We start from the raw sequence: 15,085 nt of genomic DNA, 5'->3' as shown, positions 1-15,085 counted from the left end.
CCTCTCAGCCGCAGTCACAGCAGGAGCAGCAGTCGCAGCAGCCGTCGCAGCCACCGCAGTCGCAGCCGCCGCTCGTGTGCGGTTTCCCGCTCCACGGGCCAGGGTAGGGATCGCGGCAGCAGAATTGGCAGGTGCAGCACATGTAGGGGGTCAGGGCGCAGCCGAGGAGGAAGTTGCGCTTCTTCGGGGGGACGGCGAATTTCGGGTACCAGAGACCGCCGCCCTTGCCGTTGAGGGGCTCGGGGTTGCCGGGACCGTCCGGGCCTCCGGGACCACCTGGGCCACCAGGCCCTCCTGGGCCACCGGGGCCTCCCGGGCCTTGGCCACCGGGGCCTCCTGGGCCTCCTGGGCCACCCGGGCCTCCGGGGCCACCCGGGCCTCCGGGGCCTCCGGGGCCTCCGGGACCCCGACCACCGGGGCCGCCCGGACCTCCCGGACCGCGACCACCAGGCCCACCCGGCCCACCTCCGGGAGCACCCGGCGGCGGCATCGGCCCCGGCGGGGGAAACCCGTGTGGCCGCGGAGACCCGCCCCACCCAGGCCCCTGGTGCGGGTGCTGCGGACCCGGCCCGGGCCCGATCCACCCGGGCGGCTGGTGCGGATGCTGCGGAGGCGTGGGCCCCGGCCCGATCCACCCCGGCGGCGGCTGCTGCCCGGCGGAATCCGGCGCCCCGCCGACCGGCCACCCAGCGGGAGACCCCAGTGCCCCGGCCACCGGCCACCCCTCAGCAGCCCCCGGCTCGGGACCGAGCACGCCGTCCGGCATCACGGCAGGACCGTGCCCCGCCCCATGGCCGAACGCCCGGCGGACCGCCTGCCTCAGCTCGTGGACCAGCAACGCGTGCACCAGCCCCGCCTCGGCGAACTCCACCTCCCGCAGCGCCAGCTCGACCCCGATCACCGCGTCGTCGCACAGCCGCCGGGCCTCAGCCATGCCCGTACCCGTGGCCAGCAACGGGTTCCACGCGCCCGCCGCCGCGTCGGTCGCGTGGTCCTCCACCGCGTCCAGCAGGTGGGCCACCCGTCCGAACAGGCGGCCCGCCTCCGCCAGCGGGGCCGCGTTGCCCGGGCGGCCGGCCAGTTCCGCCGTCCTGGCGAACGCCGCCGACGTCGCCAGCTCGGCGGGCTCGGTCGCCAGGAGCGGCGAATCCCCGGTGCCGAGGGACCGCTCGAGCGCGCCCTGGCGCTCGACCGCCGCCGTCAGCAGCGCCGTGTCGAAGCCGACCCGGCCGCCCGTGCGGCCGCCCTGATCCGCCCAGCGGGCCGCGACCCGGCGGGCCGCGAACGCCACCGGGCGCCTGCCGAACGGTCCGTCGCGGTCCTCGACGTGGTCGCCGACCTTCGCCGCCGCCAGTACCAGGGACACCGCGGCCGCGAGCTGGGCGCCTTCGCCGTGGGCGACCGAGGCCGTCCGCATGCCACGCAGGGGGCACGGGCCCGCTTCCCGGCGGCGGTCCGGCTGCGGCGTCTGGGCCTCGACCAGTGCCGAGATGATCAGCCCGTCGTAGTTGGTGACGACCCGCGCGAACTGGCCGTGCTCGTCACGGAGCGTGAGGCAGAGCCCGCACAGGTGCGCCAGCCAGTCCGCGTGCAGGCCGGCGGACAGCCGGTGACGGCACGGCCGGATGATCCCGAACATCCCCAGTTCCCCCTCGGTTCCCGGTCAGTCGGCGCACCTTAGCCCGAACGTGTGGCGCACCCGGCGGGAGTACGCGATTCGTGACCGGCCCGGCAGGATGACCGCATGGCCGCACTGCATCCCCCGAAGGTGGAGGTCTTCGACCCCGCCGCGCGCGTGAACATCGACCCGAAGGGCATCCACCGGGAGGTCGAGGAGTACCGCGAGGAGCCGTTCGGCCTGTACCTCGCGCGCCCGGCGCCGGGGCGCGCGCAGTTCCACTACCTCGAGTCGTGGCTGGTGCCCGGGCTCGGCCTCCGCTTCACCGACTTCTGGTTCTCCCCTGGCCACGAGCGCGACCAGGACTTCTACCTCGACGTCGTCCGCGTCCGCCGCGACGGCCCGCGCTGGGTCGCCACCGACCTCTACGTCGACCTGGTGCTCAAGGACAAGCTGTCGCTGCGGGTGATCGACTCCGATGAGCTCCTCGAAGCCCACGCCGCCGGCCTCGTCACCACCGAAGACGCCGAGTACGCGCTGAAGACGACCTACGCCGCGGTGGAAGGGCTCGCCGCGCACGGCTACGACCTCTCGGCCTGGCTGTCCACGAAGGACATCACGCTCACCTGGCGGCGCCACCCCTAGCCCTGTGAGCCGCGTCCCGGGCACCGCCGCCCGTGCGGTGGCGCCACCCCGGCGCACGTAGGGTGCGGGAGACCGGGCGCCGACGAGGAGCAGGAGCACGATGGACGCCGTTGCCACGGCCCCTGACCAGGTGAAAGCCGACCTCGCGCCGTTCGCCCGGCGGCCGGTCCTCCTGCTCGCGGCGGGCACCGCGACGGCTCTGCTCCTCGTCGCCGGCCGCTACGGCTACTTCGGCGACGAGCTGTACTTCCTCGCCGCCGCGAAGCACCTGGCGTGGGGTTACGCCGATCAGCCGCCGCTCGTGCCCGCCCTCGCCTGGGTCATGAACACGCTCGCGCCCGGTTCGCTGGTCGTGTTCCGCCTCCCGGCGATCCTGGCGACCGCCGCCGGGGTCGTCGTCACCGCGCTGATCGCGCGCGAGCTCGGTGGGCGGCGCAAGGCGCAGGCCCGCGCCGCGGCGGCGTACGCGATCTGCGGCCAGTTCGTCGGCAGCGGGCACTACCTCGCGACGTCGACGCTCGACCCGCTGCTGTGGACGCTCGTGCTGTGGCTGCTGGTCCGCTGGGTCCGCACGCGGGACGACACGCTCCTGGTCTGGCTCGGCGTCGTGACGGCGGTGGCGCTCAACGGCAAGCTGCTCATCGGCGCGTTCTGGCTGGTGGCGGGCCTGGCGGTGCTCGTGTTCGGGCCGCGTGAGCTGCTGCGCCGCCCAAAGCTCTGGCTGGGAGCGCTGATCGCCGCCGTCTCGCTGGTGCCCACGTTCCTGTGGCAGCGCGCGAACGGCTGGCCGCAGCTCGGTATGGGTGACGCGGTCGGCGCGGAGGTCGACGCGGCGGGTGGCCGCGAGACCTTCCTCCCGAACCTCCTGGCCGGTGCCGGCTGGGTGATCGGCGCGCTCGGCGTGCTCTACGGCGTCACCGTGCTGCTCGTGAGCCGGGAACTGCGGCCCTACCGGTTCCTCGGCTGGACGGCGCTGGGCGTCGTCGCGGTGTTCGTGGTCGCGAACGGGCGGTACTACTACGCGAGCGGGACGTTCGGCGTGCTGTGGGCGGCCGCCGCCGTGCACCTGGAAGCGCGGCCGCCGTCGCGGTGGTGGCGGTGGATGCCGTCCTGGCCGGTGTTCGCGGTGTCCGCCCTGTTCAGCCTGCCCTTCACGCTGCCGCTGTGGCCGGCGCACTGGCTCGTCGACCACCCGGGCGCGCCGCGGCCCGCGTACGCCGCCGAGGAGATCGGCTGGCCGGACCTGGCCCACGACGTCGCCGCGCTGCACCGCACCGCGCCGCCGGGCACGGCCGTCGTCACCGGCGGCTACTGGCAGGCCGGCGCGCTCGGCCGGTACGGGCCGGAGCAGGGCCTGCCCGAGGCGTACAGCCCGAGCCGGGGCTTCTGGTACTTCGGCCGTCCGGACGACCGCGCGGGCAACGTCCTCTACGTCGGCTACGACCCGTCGAAGCTCGCGAAGCACTTCGGCGACGCGCGGATCGTCGGGCAGGTCGGCAACCGCCTCGGGGTGCGCAACGCGAGCGAGCACATGCCCGTCTGGCTGCTCACCGGCCGGACCGCGAGCTGGGCCGAGATCTGGCCGCAGCTCAAGGACATGCGTGCTTAGGGCGTCCAGCCGGTGGCCGCCGCCCACTTCTCCGCGCGGGCGAACGCGCCGTTGACCCACTCCTGCTTCTCGTCGGCGTAGGCCTCGACCGTGCGGTCCGCGGCGTGCGCCGTGGCCAGTCGCAGCTTGACGTCGCGGTAGTCGTCGCGCTCGGCCGCGTTGGCGCGCAGGAAGTCGCGGAAGAGCAGCGCGAGCCGCCACGCGGGGGTCTCGGTGGACCGGACGTGCAGGTTCACCGGCCGCTGGGGGTCGCCGCCGACGTGCAGGCGCTTGGGCCAGGTCCCGGAGCCGTCCTGGGCGTCGTCGCCCCAATCGCCCGCCAGCCGGGGGAAGCCCGCGTCGGAGAGCAGCTCCAGCAGAGTGTCCGCGTCGGCCAGGGTGGCCACGGTCAGCTGCAGGTCCAGGATGTCCTTGGCGGGCAGGCCGGAGACCGCCGTCGAGCCGATGTGGTCGGCGCGGCGCGCGAGTTCCCCCGCCGCGGTGCGGACCCGGGCGAGCACGCGCTCGGCCTGCGCCGGCCAGGTCGGGTCGTATTCGGCGATCTTCGGCGGCATCGGCGGCCGCGGCCGGCGCAGGCGCACGTTCGCCTCGAACGGCACCAGCCGGTCCGTCCACAGCGCGTCGACCTCGGCGAGCACGGCGTCTTCGGCGCCGCCGTTGTCCAGCCAGACGTCGGCGACGGCGCGGCGCTGCTCGGTGCTCGCCTGCGCGCGGATCCGCGCCCGCGCGTCCTCCTCGGCCATCCCGCGCGCCGACACGAGCCGGCGCACCCGCACCTCGACGGGCGCGTCGACCACGACGACCAGGTGGTACACCGTCGCGAGACCGTTCTCGACCAGCAGCGGGATGTCGTGGACGACGATCGCGTCCGGCGGCGCGGCGGCCATCAGCTCCCCGGTGCGCGCGCCGACGAGGGGGTGCACGATCGCGTTGAGCCGCCGCCGCGACTCGTCGTCGGCGAACGCCTTCGCGGCCAGCGCGGGCCGGTCGAGCGACCCGTCGGCGGCGAGGATCGCGTCGCCGAACTCCTCGACCAGCCGGGCCAGCCCCTCGGTCCCGGGCTCGACGACCTCGCGAGCGATCCGGTCCGAGTCCACGAGGACGGCCCCGAGCTCGGCGAGCCGGTTCGCCACGGTCGACTTCCCGGCCCCGATCCCACCCGTCAACCCCACACGCAACATGCCGATCACCCTAGTCAGGTACCGCGCTCCGGCCGTCCGGCGGAGTCGTCTCCGACGAACGGGCGCGATCGTGACGCGTGACTCAACCGATATCCGGACACGCCGTGTTGCTTACCCACCCCCGCCTGCGCCGGTGCGTACCGTCGCGCGACAAGAGTCGCCCACGGCGGAGGAACGATGGCGGACAGCAAGCACGTCGGGAAGCACCGGCTCGGCACGCCGGGGCTGGTGCACTGCCTCGTCCACCGCCCGGTCGCCGACGCCTTGACCGACTACCGGCGGACCTGGCTGAGTGCCCTGCTGGTCCCGGCCAAGCACAGCTTCGCCGGCCTCCGCCGCAAAGCCCGCGCCGCCGCGCTCGAGCGCATCTGGGTGCCGGCCGTCGTCCCGCGCGCGGCGACCGCGACCGTCCGCGCCGCCTGACCGCCGCCGGTCAGCGGCCGGTTTCGCGCGTCTCGATCACGATCTCCGACGACAGCGTGCGGTGCACCGGGCACTTGTCCGCGATCACCATGAGCTTGGCGCGCTGCTCGTCGTCGAGGTCGCCTTCGAGCTCGATCTCGCGCGTGATCCGGCTGAGCAGGCCGATCTCCGTCTCGCACCGCTCGCAGTCGCGCGCGTGGATGCGGTCGTGGCGCAGCCGGACCGTCGCCCGGGTGAGCGGGATGCCCTTGCGGTCGGCGTACATCCGCAGCGTGATCGCGGTGCACGAACCCAGCGACGCCAGCAGCAGCTCGTACGGGTTCGGGCCGGCGTCCGCGCCACCGACCACGACCGGCTCGTCGACGAGCAGCGCGTGGGTGGCCGTCGTGACCTGCTGCGTGTAGGTGCCGTCGCCGCTCGCGGTGACGACGACCGTGCCGGGCTCGGGGCGCTCCATCGGATCAGTTCCTCCCAGGGTGGTTCTTCGATCGCCGGCCGCCCGCGCGGTGCTCGGACCTGCGTCCAACGGACGGGAACACCGCAGATCCGGACATCCGCCGCATTCCCAAGACGCGCGGGATATCGTATCTTCTGCTGCGGGTGAGTCGCCCGGACGCCGGCCGCGCCCGGCGGTCGTGAAGGGGGTGCGCCGATGGCCACCAGGCACCTGCCGATGCGCCCGGCCGACCAGGGCAGCCGCGAGCGCTTCCTCGACGCCGCGCTTTCCGTGCTGGTGAACCGGGGCGTCCCGAGCCTGACGGTGCGCGGCGTCGCCGAGGCGGCCGGCGCGTCGACGATCTCGGTGTACGCCCGCTTCGGGGGCCGCGCGGGTCTGCTCGACGCCCTGTACGAGCGCACTTTCGACTCGCTGCGGGAGATGCTCGAGACCCTGCCGCCCTCGAGCGCGGACGGCGTCGCGGACGTGCTGCACCTGGCCCTCGAGTACCGGCGCTTCGCCCTCGAGAGCCCGGCTCGCTACGCGCTGATGTTCGAGCGCCCGGTGCCCGGCTTCGACCCGGACCCGGCCCTGCGGTCGGCCGTCCTGCGGACGACGTTCCGGATGTTCGTCGAGCGCGTCCAGCGGGTGTGCCCGCCGGGCGCGAACGCCCAGGCCGCGGCGTACCAGCTGTGGACGGCGATGCACGGGCTGGTGGGTTCGCAGCTGCTGCTGGCGTCACGGAGTCCGCTGGTGGACTGGTTCATCCCGCCGACCGAAGAGGCGAACGAGGAGATGTACCGGCAGGGCGTCACCGCGATGATGCGCGGCCTCGGGCTGCGCTGACCCGCGGCGCTCGCCAGCCGGCGGCCGGCAACGCCACCCCCGGCTGCGCGGCTTGCGCCACCCGGTGACTGCCGGCTCCAGGCTTCTTGCCCCGGCTCCGACTTCCGCCCTGCGCCGGGCCCCACCCCAGGCTCGCTCCGGGTACGCCCGCGCCAGGCCCAGCCCCGAACCCAGGCCTCTCGGCCGGTTCCGGGTCCGACTCACGCACCAGCGCCGGTCCCGGCTCCTCGCCCAGCCCCAGATCCGCCAGTCGGCCCCAGGCAAGACGGAACCCCCGGTCCGAAGTGGACCGGGGGTTCCGTGGTTCAGCTCAGAGCGCTAGTGCTCACGCACCGCCGGAGAGCTTCTCGCGGAGAGCCGCGAGCTGCTCGTCGGAGGCGAGGGTGCCGCCGCTGCTCTTGGTGTCGGCCGGGGCCGAACCCGAGGTGTAGCTTTCCGCGCCGCCTTCGATGCCGGTCGCCGCGTCGGCCGCGGCCTCCGCGTCGGCTTCGACGGCCTTCTGGACCTGCTTCATGTGGGCTTCGTAACGAGTGTGCGCCTCGGCGTACTGGCGCTCCCACTCCTCACGCTGCTTGTCGAAGCCTTCCTGCCACTCCTGGGTGTCCGGGTCGAAGCCTTCGGGGTAGATGTAGTTGCCCTCGGCGTCGTACTCGGCGGCCATGCCGTACTGGGTCGGGTCGAACTCGGTGTCCGGCGTGACGCCCTCGTTCGCCTGCTTCAGCGACAGCGAGATGCGACGGCGCTCGAGGTCGATGTCGATGACCTTGACCATGACGTCGCCGTTGACCTGGACGACCTGCTCCGGGATCTCGACGTGGCGCTCGGCCAGCTCCGAGATGTGCACCAGGCCCTCGATGCCCTCCTCGACGCGCACGAACGCGCCGAACGGGACGAGCTTGGTGACCTTGCCCGGCACGATCTGGCCGATCGCGTGGGTGCGGGCGAACTGGCGCCACGGGTCTTCCTGGGTCGCCTTCAGCGACAGCGAGACGCGCTCGCGGTCCATGTCGACGTCCAGAACCTCGACCGTGACCTCCTGGCCGACCTCGACGACCTCGGACGGGTGGTCGATGTGCTTCCAGGACAGCTCGGAAACGTGCACCAGGCCGTCGACGCCACCCAGGTCCACGAAGGCACCGAAGTTGACGATGGACGACACGACGCCCTTGCGGACCTGGCCCTTGGCGAGCGCGTTGAGGAACTCGCTGCGCACCTCGGACTGGGTCTGCTCGAGGTAGGCGCGGCGGGACAGGACCACGTTGTTGCGGTTCTTGTCCAGCTCGATGATCTTCGCCTCGAGCTCGCGGCCGACGTACGGCTGCAGGTCGCGGACGCGGCGCATCTCGACCAGGGACGCGGGGAGGAAGCCGCGCAGGCCGATGTCCAGGATGAGGCCGCCCTTGACGACCTCGATGACGGTGCCCTTGACGGGCTCGTCCTTCTCCTTGAGCTCCTCGATCGTGCCCCAGGCGCGCTCGTACTGCGCGCGCTTCTTGGACAGGATCAGACGGCCTTCCTTGTCCTCCTTCTGGAGAACGAGGGCTTCGACCTCATCGCCGACGGTGACAACCTCAGCCGGGTCGACATCGTGCTTGATGGAGAGCTCACGCGAGGGGATGACACCCTCGGTCTTGTAGCCGATGTCGAGCAGGACCTCGTCGCGGTCGACCTTGACGATCGTGCCTTCGACGATGTCGCCATCGTTGAAGTACTTGATCGTCTTGTCGATAGCCGCGAGGAAGTCTTCCTCCGACCCGATGTCGTTGATGGCGACCTGCGGGGCCCCGGTGGGGGCGGTCGGGGCGGTGGCGGTGTCGGTGGTCATTAGGCGGGTTGCTCCGGTGGATGGAATCGAGGGTTGGCAGTTGTCGGCGCGAATGGGTGCATGCGACGACCCTGCGAGCAAACGTCCATCCAGTGAACGACCGCGGCATGACCCGCATACGGTGCGCGACCCGAGTCCCAACCAGAAGCTGAGCGGAAGGCAGCGCGAACCCACTGCGCTAACACTTATCCTACGCGGCGGTCACCGGGCGGCACAATCAGGGTCCCCGCCGCTCGCTAAGGTCCTCGCGGAAGCAAACCCCCAGGGACCGGAGACCACCATCATGCCACCGGAGGAGCCGCCCGCGCCGGGGCGCCACGACGCGGCCGAGCACCGGCTGGGCACCGCCGCGGTCGCGTACCGCGAGGTCGGCGGCCCGGAAGCCGCGGCGGCGAACCTCGCGTGGTGGGACGCCGACGCCGACGACTACCAGGCCGAGCACGGCGGCTTCCTCGGCGACGCCGACTTCGTCTGGTGCCCGGAGGGCGTGCGCGAGGCGGAGGCGCGGCTGCTCGGCGACGTCCGCGGCCGGCGCGTGCTGGAGGTCGGCTGCGGGCAGGCCGCGTGCTCGCGCTGGCTCACCGAGCAGGGTGCCCGCGCCGTGGCGACCGACCTGTCCGCCGGCATGCTGCGCCACGCCCGCGAAGGCAACGAGCGCACCGGCCTCGCCGTGCCGCTCGTGCAGGCCAACGCCGAGTACCTGCCGCTGGCGTCCGGCAGCTTCGACGCCGCCTGCTCGGCCTTCGGCGCGATCCCGTTCGTCGCCTCGGTCGACGCGGTCTTCGCCGAAGTGCACCGGGTGCTGCGGCCGGGCGCGCCGTGGGTGTTCTCGGTGACTCACCCGATGCGGTGGATCTTCCCCGACGACCCGGGCCCGCAGGGGCTCACCGTCACCCAGCCCTACTTCGACCGGACCCCGTACGTCGAGGTCGACGACGAGGGCACCGCCACCTACGTCGAGTACCACCACACCCTCGGCGACTACGTGCGGGCGCTGGCCGCGGCCGGGTTCGCGCTGACCGACCTGATCGAGCCCGAGTGGCCGGCCGGGCACACGCGGGTCTGGGGCCAGTGGAGCCCGCTGCGCGGCAAGCTCTTCCCCGGCACGGCCATCTTCCGCACGCGCCGCTCGTGAGCTCCCTCGAGGAGCAGCAGAACGCGCGGTTCGCCGCGCTCGACCCCCTGCTGCCCCCGATCGCGGCTCCGCCGGCGGTCAGCGAGCCGCTCGTCGTGCGCACCGGCGGCCGGAAGGCGGGCGGCCTGCTGGCGCACCACGTGCACGCGGCGGGCTCGTGGCCCGCGCTGTGGGGGCCGTCGGAGGTCTGGGACCTGACCGCGGTGCCAGGCGACAGCGGCGCGGCGGGCCTCGCCGCGTTGCTGGACGCATGGCGCGAGCGGTTGCGCGGGACCCGGCCGAACCCGGACTCGGGCTGCACGCTGGCCTGGCCGAGCCGCGACACCGAGGCGTCGGCGGTCCTGCTGGCGCACGGGTTCACGCCGTCGACCTGCCTGGCGGTGCGGCCGCCGGAACCCCCGGCGGACCCCGGGCCGGCGCGGGTGACCGTCCGGCTCGCCGGGAGCGCCGACGTCGAAGCGCTGACGGACCTGCGGCTGGCCGAGTGGCGGTACACGTCGCTGGTCGGCACCGCGGTCCCGCGGCCGGGCGCGCGGGCGCTGCTGCGCGCGGAGGTCGTCCGTTCGCTGCGCTTCAGCGGCCTGGTCTGGCTCGCGGAGGACGACGGCGTCCCGGCCGGGCTGGCCGCGTGCGCGCTGGCCGCCCCGGCGCCGGGCGACAGCATCCACGGGCGGCTGCGACCGGGGCGCTGGGGGTACGTCGACACGCTGTCGGTGGCGCCCGCGGCCCGCGGTGGCGGCGTCGGCCGGGCGCTGATGGCGGTGGCGCACCGGGAACTGCTCCGGCCGGGTTCGCTCGGGACGTTCCTCTTCTACCACCCGGCGAACCCGCTTTCGCCGGTGTTCTGGCACCGGCAGGGCTATCGTCCACTGTGGACCATGTGGATCCGGCGCCCCGCCTGGTCCTGATCACAAGGGGGAACCATGGAGATCGCGCGGCCGCTGCTCGCGGCCCACCAGGCGCGGTTCGCGGCGGTCGACGCGCTGCTCCCGCCCGCCGCGCCGCCCGCCGAAGGCGAGCGGCTCGACGCGGCCACCGCGAACGGCACGCAGGTGACCGGCGTGCTCCAGCGGCACCGGTTCGGCGACGGCGACGTCCCGATGCTGTGGTCGGCCGCCGACACCTGGCAGCTCTTCCCGTACTTCGGCGACACCGGCACCGAGGGCGTGGACGTGCTGCTGCGCGCGCTGCGAGGACGGCTGGACGCGGCGGAGACCGGCGACGACTCGGCGTGCGTCGTGCTCTGGCCCAGCCGGGACGCCGAGGCGATCCGCGCCTTCCTCGACCACGGGCTGGTCCCGCTGTCGGCGGTCGGCGTGCGGACCGCCCCGCCGGTCGAGGCCGACCACGCGGTCACCGTCCGCCGCGCCGGGCCCGCCGACCACGCCGCCGCGGTCGCGCTCGCCGTGGCGACCTTCGACTACACCGGCCTCGTCGCCGCGCCCCGCCGGGCCAACACCGCGGACCTGCTGGGACCCGGCCTGCGTGCCGCGCTCGACGAGGCGGAACCCGCCGTCTGGCTGGCCGAAGAAGACGGCGAGATCCGCGCGCTCGCGCACTGCGCGTGGGTGGACTCGGCACCGGGGAGCGAGGCGGGCGAACTGCTCCCGGCGGGCCGCTGGGGGTACGTGAACAACGTCGTGACCGCGCCGGGCGAGCGCGGCGGCGGCTTCGGCCGGGCGCTGATGGCGCACGTGCACCGGGAGCTCCACCGGGGCGGCGCCACCCGCACGTACCTCTACTACAACCCGACCAACCCGCTGTCCTCGGTGTTCTGGCACCGGCAGGGCTACCGTCCACTGTGGACGAGCTGGGAGGTGCGCCCGGCGGGGGCGCTCCGGTGAATCACTCGCTCGTGTGACGTGCGTCCGGTGATCTTGCCGCGGGCTCCCACGGGGGCTAGCTTTTGAACTGACCGGTCAGTTCAAAAGTTCGCGAAGCGGGAGAAACCGTGCAGGTCCGAGCCGATCGCGTGTCCCTCGAAGGGCACCACGGCACCTTGTTACCGCCCACCTCGCTGACGTTCGGCGAGGGCGACCTGGCGATCGTGCACGGCGAACCCGGGGTCGGCGTCACGGCGTTCGGCCTGGCGCTGGCCGGGCGGCTCAAGCCGACCACCGGCACGGTGCACGCCGAGGGCGCCGACGCGGCGCTGACCGAACTGGTCGCGGTCGTCGACGCGCCGGGCGTCAGCGAGCCCGACGACGCCCTGCCCCTGCGCGTGGTCGCCGGCGAGGAGCTCGCGCTGGCGCACCGCCCCGCGGGCAAGGAGGACGTCGCCCGCTGGCTCGGCGAGCACGACGCCGCGCCGTTCGCCGGTACGCGGTTCGAAAACCTCGCGCCCACCCTGCGCACGCGGCTGCTCACCGAGCTGGCCGCCGAGCGCAAGGGCGTGCGCGTGCTCGTGCTCGACACCCCCGACCGGCACACCAGCGACGTCGAAAGCTGGGCCGGGCTGGCCCGCGAGCTGGCCGGGCGCGGCCTCGCCGTGGTCGTGCTGACCGCGACCACCCCGCTGTCGGCGCTGCCCTTCGCGCCCGCGCTCCTCGGCGCGGCCGAGCAGCCGGAGCCGCCGCACTTCTCCCCCGAACCCACCGAAGAGCTCCCCGAGAGCACTGACGGAGACCCCGCATGAACGCCTTCCGGATCGCGCGCAACGAACTGCGCCGCCTGTCCACCGGCACGATGCCGAAGCTCGCGCTGGTCGCGCTCGTGCTGGTGCCGCTGCTCTACGCGTCCTTCTACCTCTACGCGAACTACGACCCCTACGGCCGCCTCGACAAGCTGCCCGCCGCCGTCTTCACCAGCGACACCGGCGCGAAGGACTCCAGCGGGCAGCAGCGCAACGTCGGCCGCGAGGTGACCGACGAGCTGGTCAAGTCCGGCACCTTCCAGTGGCACGAGGTGTCCGAGCAGGAAGCGCGCGACGGCGTCCGCGACGACAAGTACTCGTTCGCGATCGGCATCCCGAGCGGCTTCTCCGCCGCGCTGCTGTCGGTCGGCAACTTCCAGCCGCAGCAGGCGACGATCACGCTGACCACCAACGACGCCAACAACTACCTGTCCGGGACGATCGCGAAGCAGGTCGCGGAGCAGGTGCGCAAGACGATCGCGGAGAAGGTCGGCAGCGAGGCCGCGGACCGGTTCCTCGTCGGCTTCTCGACGATCTACGCCAAGATCCAGGAAGCGTCGAACGGCGCCGCGCAGCTCGCCGACGGCGCGACGCAGCTCAAGTCGGGGCAGCAGCAGCTGGCCGACGGCGCCGCCAAGCTCGCGGACGGCTCGTCGACGCTGGCGACCGGCCTCGGGACGCTCAAGAGCGGCACCGCTTCCCTGCCCTCGCAGACGCAGCAGCTCGCCAACGGCGCTTCGCAGGTGGCCGCCGGGGACCAGAAGGTCGCCGACGCGGCTTCGATCGCCGCGACGGCGTCGTCCGACATCCAGGGCAAGCTCGACTCCTACCGCAGCCAGCTCCAGACCGACCTGCGCGACGCCGGCGTGCCGGAAGCGCAGGTGCAGGCGATCCTCGCGAAGGCCGACCAGCTGCGCTCCCCCGTCGACCAGGCGAACGGCAAGATCCAGCAGGCCAACGGCGACCTCGCGAAGCTGGCCGACGGCGCCCGCCAGGTGTCCGACGGCGCGGCCAAGCTCGCCGCCGCGTCCCCGCAGCTGGCGAGCGGCATCGCGCAGGCGTCCGACGGCGCGAACCAGCTTCGCGACGGGGCTTCGCAGCTCAACGACGGTGAGAAGACCGCCGTCAACGGCACGAACCAGCTCGCGGACGGCGCGGTCAAGCTGCGCGACGGGCTGGCTGCGGGCCTGCAGCAGATCCCGAACCCGGACGACCCGACCCGCAACGCGACGGCCAACACGATCGCGGACCCGGTGGCGGTGAACGCCAACGGCGAGGCGTCGGCGGGGACGTACGGCGCGGGGCTGGCCCCGTTCTTCATCTCGCTGGCCACCTGGATCGGCGCGTTCGTGCTGTTCCTGATCCTGCGGCCGCTGTCGACGCGCGCGCTGACCGCGGGCGCGTCCCCGTTCCGCGTCGCGGTGGGCGGCTGGCTGTCCTCGGCGCTGCTGGGCGTCGCGCAGGTGGTCGTGCTGTTCGGCGCGGTGACGTGGCTGGTCGGCATCCACATCGCGCACCCGCTGGGCGCGATAGGGTTCGCCGTGCTCGTTTCGCTGACGTTCACTTCGGTGGTGCACGCGCTGAACGCGTTCTTCGGCGCGGTCGGGAAGTTCCTCGGCCTGGTGCTGCTGGTGCTGCAGCTGGTCAGCGCGGGCGGCACGTTCCCGTGGCAGACCATCCCGGACGCGCTGTACCCGCTGCACGTGGTGCTCCCGATGGGCTACGCGATCGACGGCTTCCGCCACCTGTTCTACAGCGGGGCGACGGTGAACCTGCTCGGCGACATCGGCGTGCTGCTCGCGTACCTGGTGGGCGGGATCCTGGTGTCCACGCTGGCCGCGCGGAAGCGTCGCGTTTGGACGGTGTCCGCGCTCAAGCCCGAGCTGAGCCTGTGAGCGGCGGGACGAAGCAGAAGCTCTTCGAGGCCACCCTGGAGCTCTCGAAGAGCCGCGGCCTGGTCGGCCTGACGGTCGACGACATCGCGGCGGCGGCGGGCGTCGCGAAGGGGACGGTGTACTACAACTTCGGGTCCAAGGACGGGCTGGTCGACGCCCTGCTGCGGTACGGGGTGGACATGCTCGCGCTCCGGCTGCGCGCGGCGGTCTCTTCCGGTGATCCACTGGACGTGATCGAGGCGCAGGTCGACACGACGCTGGAGTTCATCGCGCTGTACCCGGGGTTTTCGCAGATCCTGGTGAGCGAGTTGTGGCGGACGCCGGGCCAGTGGCACGGGACGCTTTCGCTGCTGCGCGAGGAGATCATCTCGATCGTGAAGCACCAGCTGTCCCGGCTGGACGAGGCGGGCCGGCTGCCGGAGGGAGTGGAGATCCCGACGGCGGCGGCCGGGTTGTTCGGGACCATGCTGGTGGTGGCGCTGGACTGGCAGGTGTTCGGGCCGCAGCGGACGAAGGCGGAGGTGCGGGACGCGGTGATGGTGCTGATCCGCGGCCTGGGCCGCCGCTAGCCACGCCGGCTCCGCGCTGCTCGCTCACCCGGGCGCTCCCCACGTCGCTCGCTCACCGCAGCCCCGCTGGCCGCGGCTCCGCTGGCCGGGGTTTCGCTGGCCGGGGTTTCGCTGGCCGACAAGCGCCCCAATGTGGCGTTCGGTGCGTCTGACGCACCGAACGCCACATTGGGTGCGCTAGACGCAACCAACGCCACATTGGGGCGCTCGAGCCGGGTTGAGAGGCGGCCGCGCGGGGGCGCCCCCGTTTTCCACGCTACCGGCAGGCACC

Annotated in this window: 14 protein-coding genes; 10 read left to right on the top strand and 4 right to left on the bottom strand. The window is 73.4% G+C overall.

What is annotated here, in order from left to right; all coding sequences use genetic code 11:
• Nucleotides 1–4 precede the first annotated feature (4 nt).
• The gene (locus SD460_RS32775) at nt 5–1,639 is read right to left on the bottom strand and encodes a DUF5685 family protein (protein ID WP_290057737.1); all 1,635 of its coding nucleotides are present in this window, start codon (nt 1,637–1,639) and stop codon (nt 5–7) included.
• Between the two features lie 105 nt (nt 1,640–1,744).
• On the opposite strand from SD460_RS32775, the gene SD460_RS32770 reads away from it, so the two are divergent.
• Together SD460_RS32770 and SD460_RS32765 are read left to right on the top strand one after the other, a co-directional pair.
• Entirely contained in the window at nt 1,745–2,263 is a 519-nt protein-coding gene (locus tag SD460_RS32770; protein WP_290057738.1) for a ribonuclease FAU-1 family protein, read from the top strand.
• A gap of 100 nt (nt 2,264–2,363) precedes the next feature.
• Nucleotides 2,364–3,872, top strand: a complete 1,509-nt coding sequence (locus tag SD460_RS32765; RefSeq protein WP_290057740.1) for an ArnT family glycosyltransferase — start codon at nt 2,364–2,366, stop codon at nt 3,870–3,872.
• Here the strand turns inward: SD460_RS32765 and coaE are convergent.
• A complete protein-coding gene (coaE, locus tag SD460_RS32760) occupies nt 3,869–5,053 on the bottom strand; it encodes a dephospho-CoA kinase (protein WP_290057741.1) in 1,185 nt (394 codons plus the stop codon). The genes SD460_RS32765 and coaE overlap by 4 nt on opposite strands.
• Nucleotides 5,054–5,230: 177 nt before the next feature.
• Here coaE and SD460_RS32755 point away from each other — a divergent pair, with 177 nt between their 5' ends.
• Entirely contained in the window at nt 5,231–5,476 is a 246-nt protein-coding gene (locus SD460_RS32755; RefSeq protein WP_290057742.1) for a hypothetical protein, read from the top strand.
• A gap of 10 nt (nt 5,477–5,486) precedes the next feature.
• On the opposite strand, the gene SD460_RS32750 is transcribed toward SD460_RS32755, so the two are convergent.
• Nucleotides 5,487–5,933 (bottom strand): OsmC family protein, encoded by a 447-nt coding sequence (locus tag SD460_RS32750; protein ID WP_290057743.1) that lies wholly within the window; start codon nt 5,931–5,933, stop codon nt 5,487–5,489.
• 195 nt (nt 5,934–6,128) lie between these two features.
• Between SD460_RS32750 and SD460_RS32745 the strand changes: the two genes are divergently transcribed.
• A complete protein-coding gene (locus tag SD460_RS32745; protein WP_290057745.1) occupies nt 6,129–6,758 on the top strand; it encodes a TetR/AcrR family transcriptional regulator in 630 nt (209 codons plus the stop codon).
• Nucleotides 6,759–7,083: 325 nt separating this feature from the next.
• Here SD460_RS32745 and rpsA read toward each other — a convergent pair whose 3' ends face one another.
• The gene (rpsA, locus tag SD460_RS32740) at nt 7,084–8,583 is read right to left on the bottom strand and encodes a 30S ribosomal protein S1 (RefSeq protein ID WP_290057746.1); all 1,500 of its coding nucleotides are present in this window, start codon (nt 8,581–8,583) and stop codon (nt 7,084–7,086) included.
• 283 nt (nt 8,584–8,866) lie between these two features.
• On the opposite strand from rpsA, the gene SD460_RS32735 reads away from it, so the two are divergent.
• The 6 genes from SD460_RS32735 (at nt 8,867) to SD460_RS32710 (ending at nt 14,814) form a co-directional block, all read left to right on the top strand.
• Nucleotides 8,867–9,718, top strand: coding sequence for a class I SAM-dependent methyltransferase (locus SD460_RS32735; RefSeq protein ID WP_290057747.1), 852 nt, complete (start codon nt 8,867–8,869; stop codon nt 9,716–9,718).
• Complete coding sequence (locus SD460_RS32730; protein ID WP_290057749.1) at nt 9,715–10,626, top strand: GNAT family N-acetyltransferase; 912 nt, start codon at nt 9,715–9,717, stop codon at nt 10,624–10,626. Before SD460_RS32735 ends, SD460_RS32730 begins: the two co-directional genes overlap by 4 nt.
• Before the next feature lie 15 nt (nt 10,627–10,641).
• On the top strand, nt 10,642–11,562 hold the full coding sequence (locus SD460_RS32725; RefSeq protein WP_318307191.1) for a GNAT family N-acetyltransferase: 921 nt from the start codon (nt 10,642–10,644) through the stop codon (nt 11,560–11,562).
• 107 nt (nt 11,563–11,669) lie between these two features.
• The gene (locus tag SD460_RS32720; RefSeq protein WP_318307190.1) at nt 11,670–12,353 is read left to right on the top strand and encodes an ABC transporter ATP-binding protein; all 684 of its coding nucleotides are present in this window, start codon (nt 11,670–11,672) and stop codon (nt 12,351–12,353) included.
• The gene (locus SD460_RS32715; RefSeq protein ID WP_290062801.1) at nt 12,350–14,245 is read left to right on the top strand and encodes a YhgE/Pip domain-containing protein; all 1,896 of its coding nucleotides are present in this window, start codon (nt 12,350–12,352) and stop codon (nt 14,243–14,245) included. Before SD460_RS32720 ends, SD460_RS32715 begins: the two co-directional genes overlap by 4 nt.
• A complete protein-coding gene (locus SD460_RS32710; protein ID WP_290062800.1) occupies nt 14,242–14,814 on the top strand; it encodes a TetR/AcrR family transcriptional regulator in 573 nt (190 codons plus the stop codon). Before SD460_RS32715 ends, SD460_RS32710 begins: the two co-directional genes overlap by 4 nt.
• Nucleotides 14,815–15,085: the final 271 nt, after the last annotated feature.

Source organism: Amycolatopsis solani (assembly GCF_033441515.1).
Lineage (GTDB): Bacteria > Actinomycetota > Actinomycetes > Mycobacteriales > Pseudonocardiaceae > Amycolatopsis > Amycolatopsis solani.
The sequence above is the reverse complement of the archived record's forward strand: the minus strand, read 5'-3'. Positions and strand labels throughout refer to the sequence as shown.

What these genes read in the sequence shown, in the direction of transcription:
- SD460_RS32755 (WP_290057742.1), top strand. Translation starts at nt 5,231, where the DNA reads ATGGCGGACAGCAAGCACGTCGGGAAGCACCGGCTCGGCACGCCGGGG.
- SD460_RS32770 (WP_290057738.1), top strand. Translation starts at nt 1,745, where the DNA reads ATGGCCGCACTGCATCCCCCGAAGGTGGAGGTCTTCGACCCCGCCGCG.
- SD460_RS32765 (WP_290057740.1), top strand. Translation starts at nt 2,364, where the DNA reads ATGGACGCCGTTGCCACGGCCCCTGACCAGGTGAAAGCCGACCTCGCG.
- coaE (WP_290057741.1), bottom strand. Translation starts at nt 5,053, where the DNA reads ATGTTGCGTGTGGGGTTGACGGGTGGGATCGGGGCCGGGAAGTCGACC.
- SD460_RS32750 (WP_290057743.1), bottom strand. Translation starts at nt 5,933, where the DNA reads ATGGAGCGCCCCGAGCCCGGCACGGTCGTCGTCACCGCGAGCGGCGAC.
- SD460_RS32775 (WP_290057737.1), bottom strand. Translation starts at nt 1,639, where the DNA reads ATGTTCGGGATCATCCGGCCGTGCCGTCACCGGCTGTCCGCCGGCCTG.
- SD460_RS32735 (WP_290057747.1), top strand. Translation starts at nt 8,867, where the DNA reads ATGCCACCGGAGGAGCCGCCCGCGCCGGGGCGCCACGACGCGGCCGAG.
- rpsA (WP_290057746.1), bottom strand. Translation starts at nt 8,583, where the DNA reads ATGACCACCGACACCGCCACCGCCCCGACCGCCCCCACCGGGGCCCCG.
- SD460_RS32715 (WP_290062801.1), top strand. Translation starts at nt 12,350, where the DNA reads ATGAACGCCTTCCGGATCGCGCGCAACGAACTGCGCCGCCTGTCCACC.
- SD460_RS32725 (WP_318307191.1), top strand. Translation starts at nt 10,642, where the DNA reads ATGGAGATCGCGCGGCCGCTGCTCGCGGCCCACCAGGCGCGGTTCGCG.
- SD460_RS32745 (WP_290057745.1), top strand. Translation starts at nt 6,129, where the DNA reads ATGGCCACCAGGCACCTGCCGATGCGCCCGGCCGACCAGGGCAGCCGC.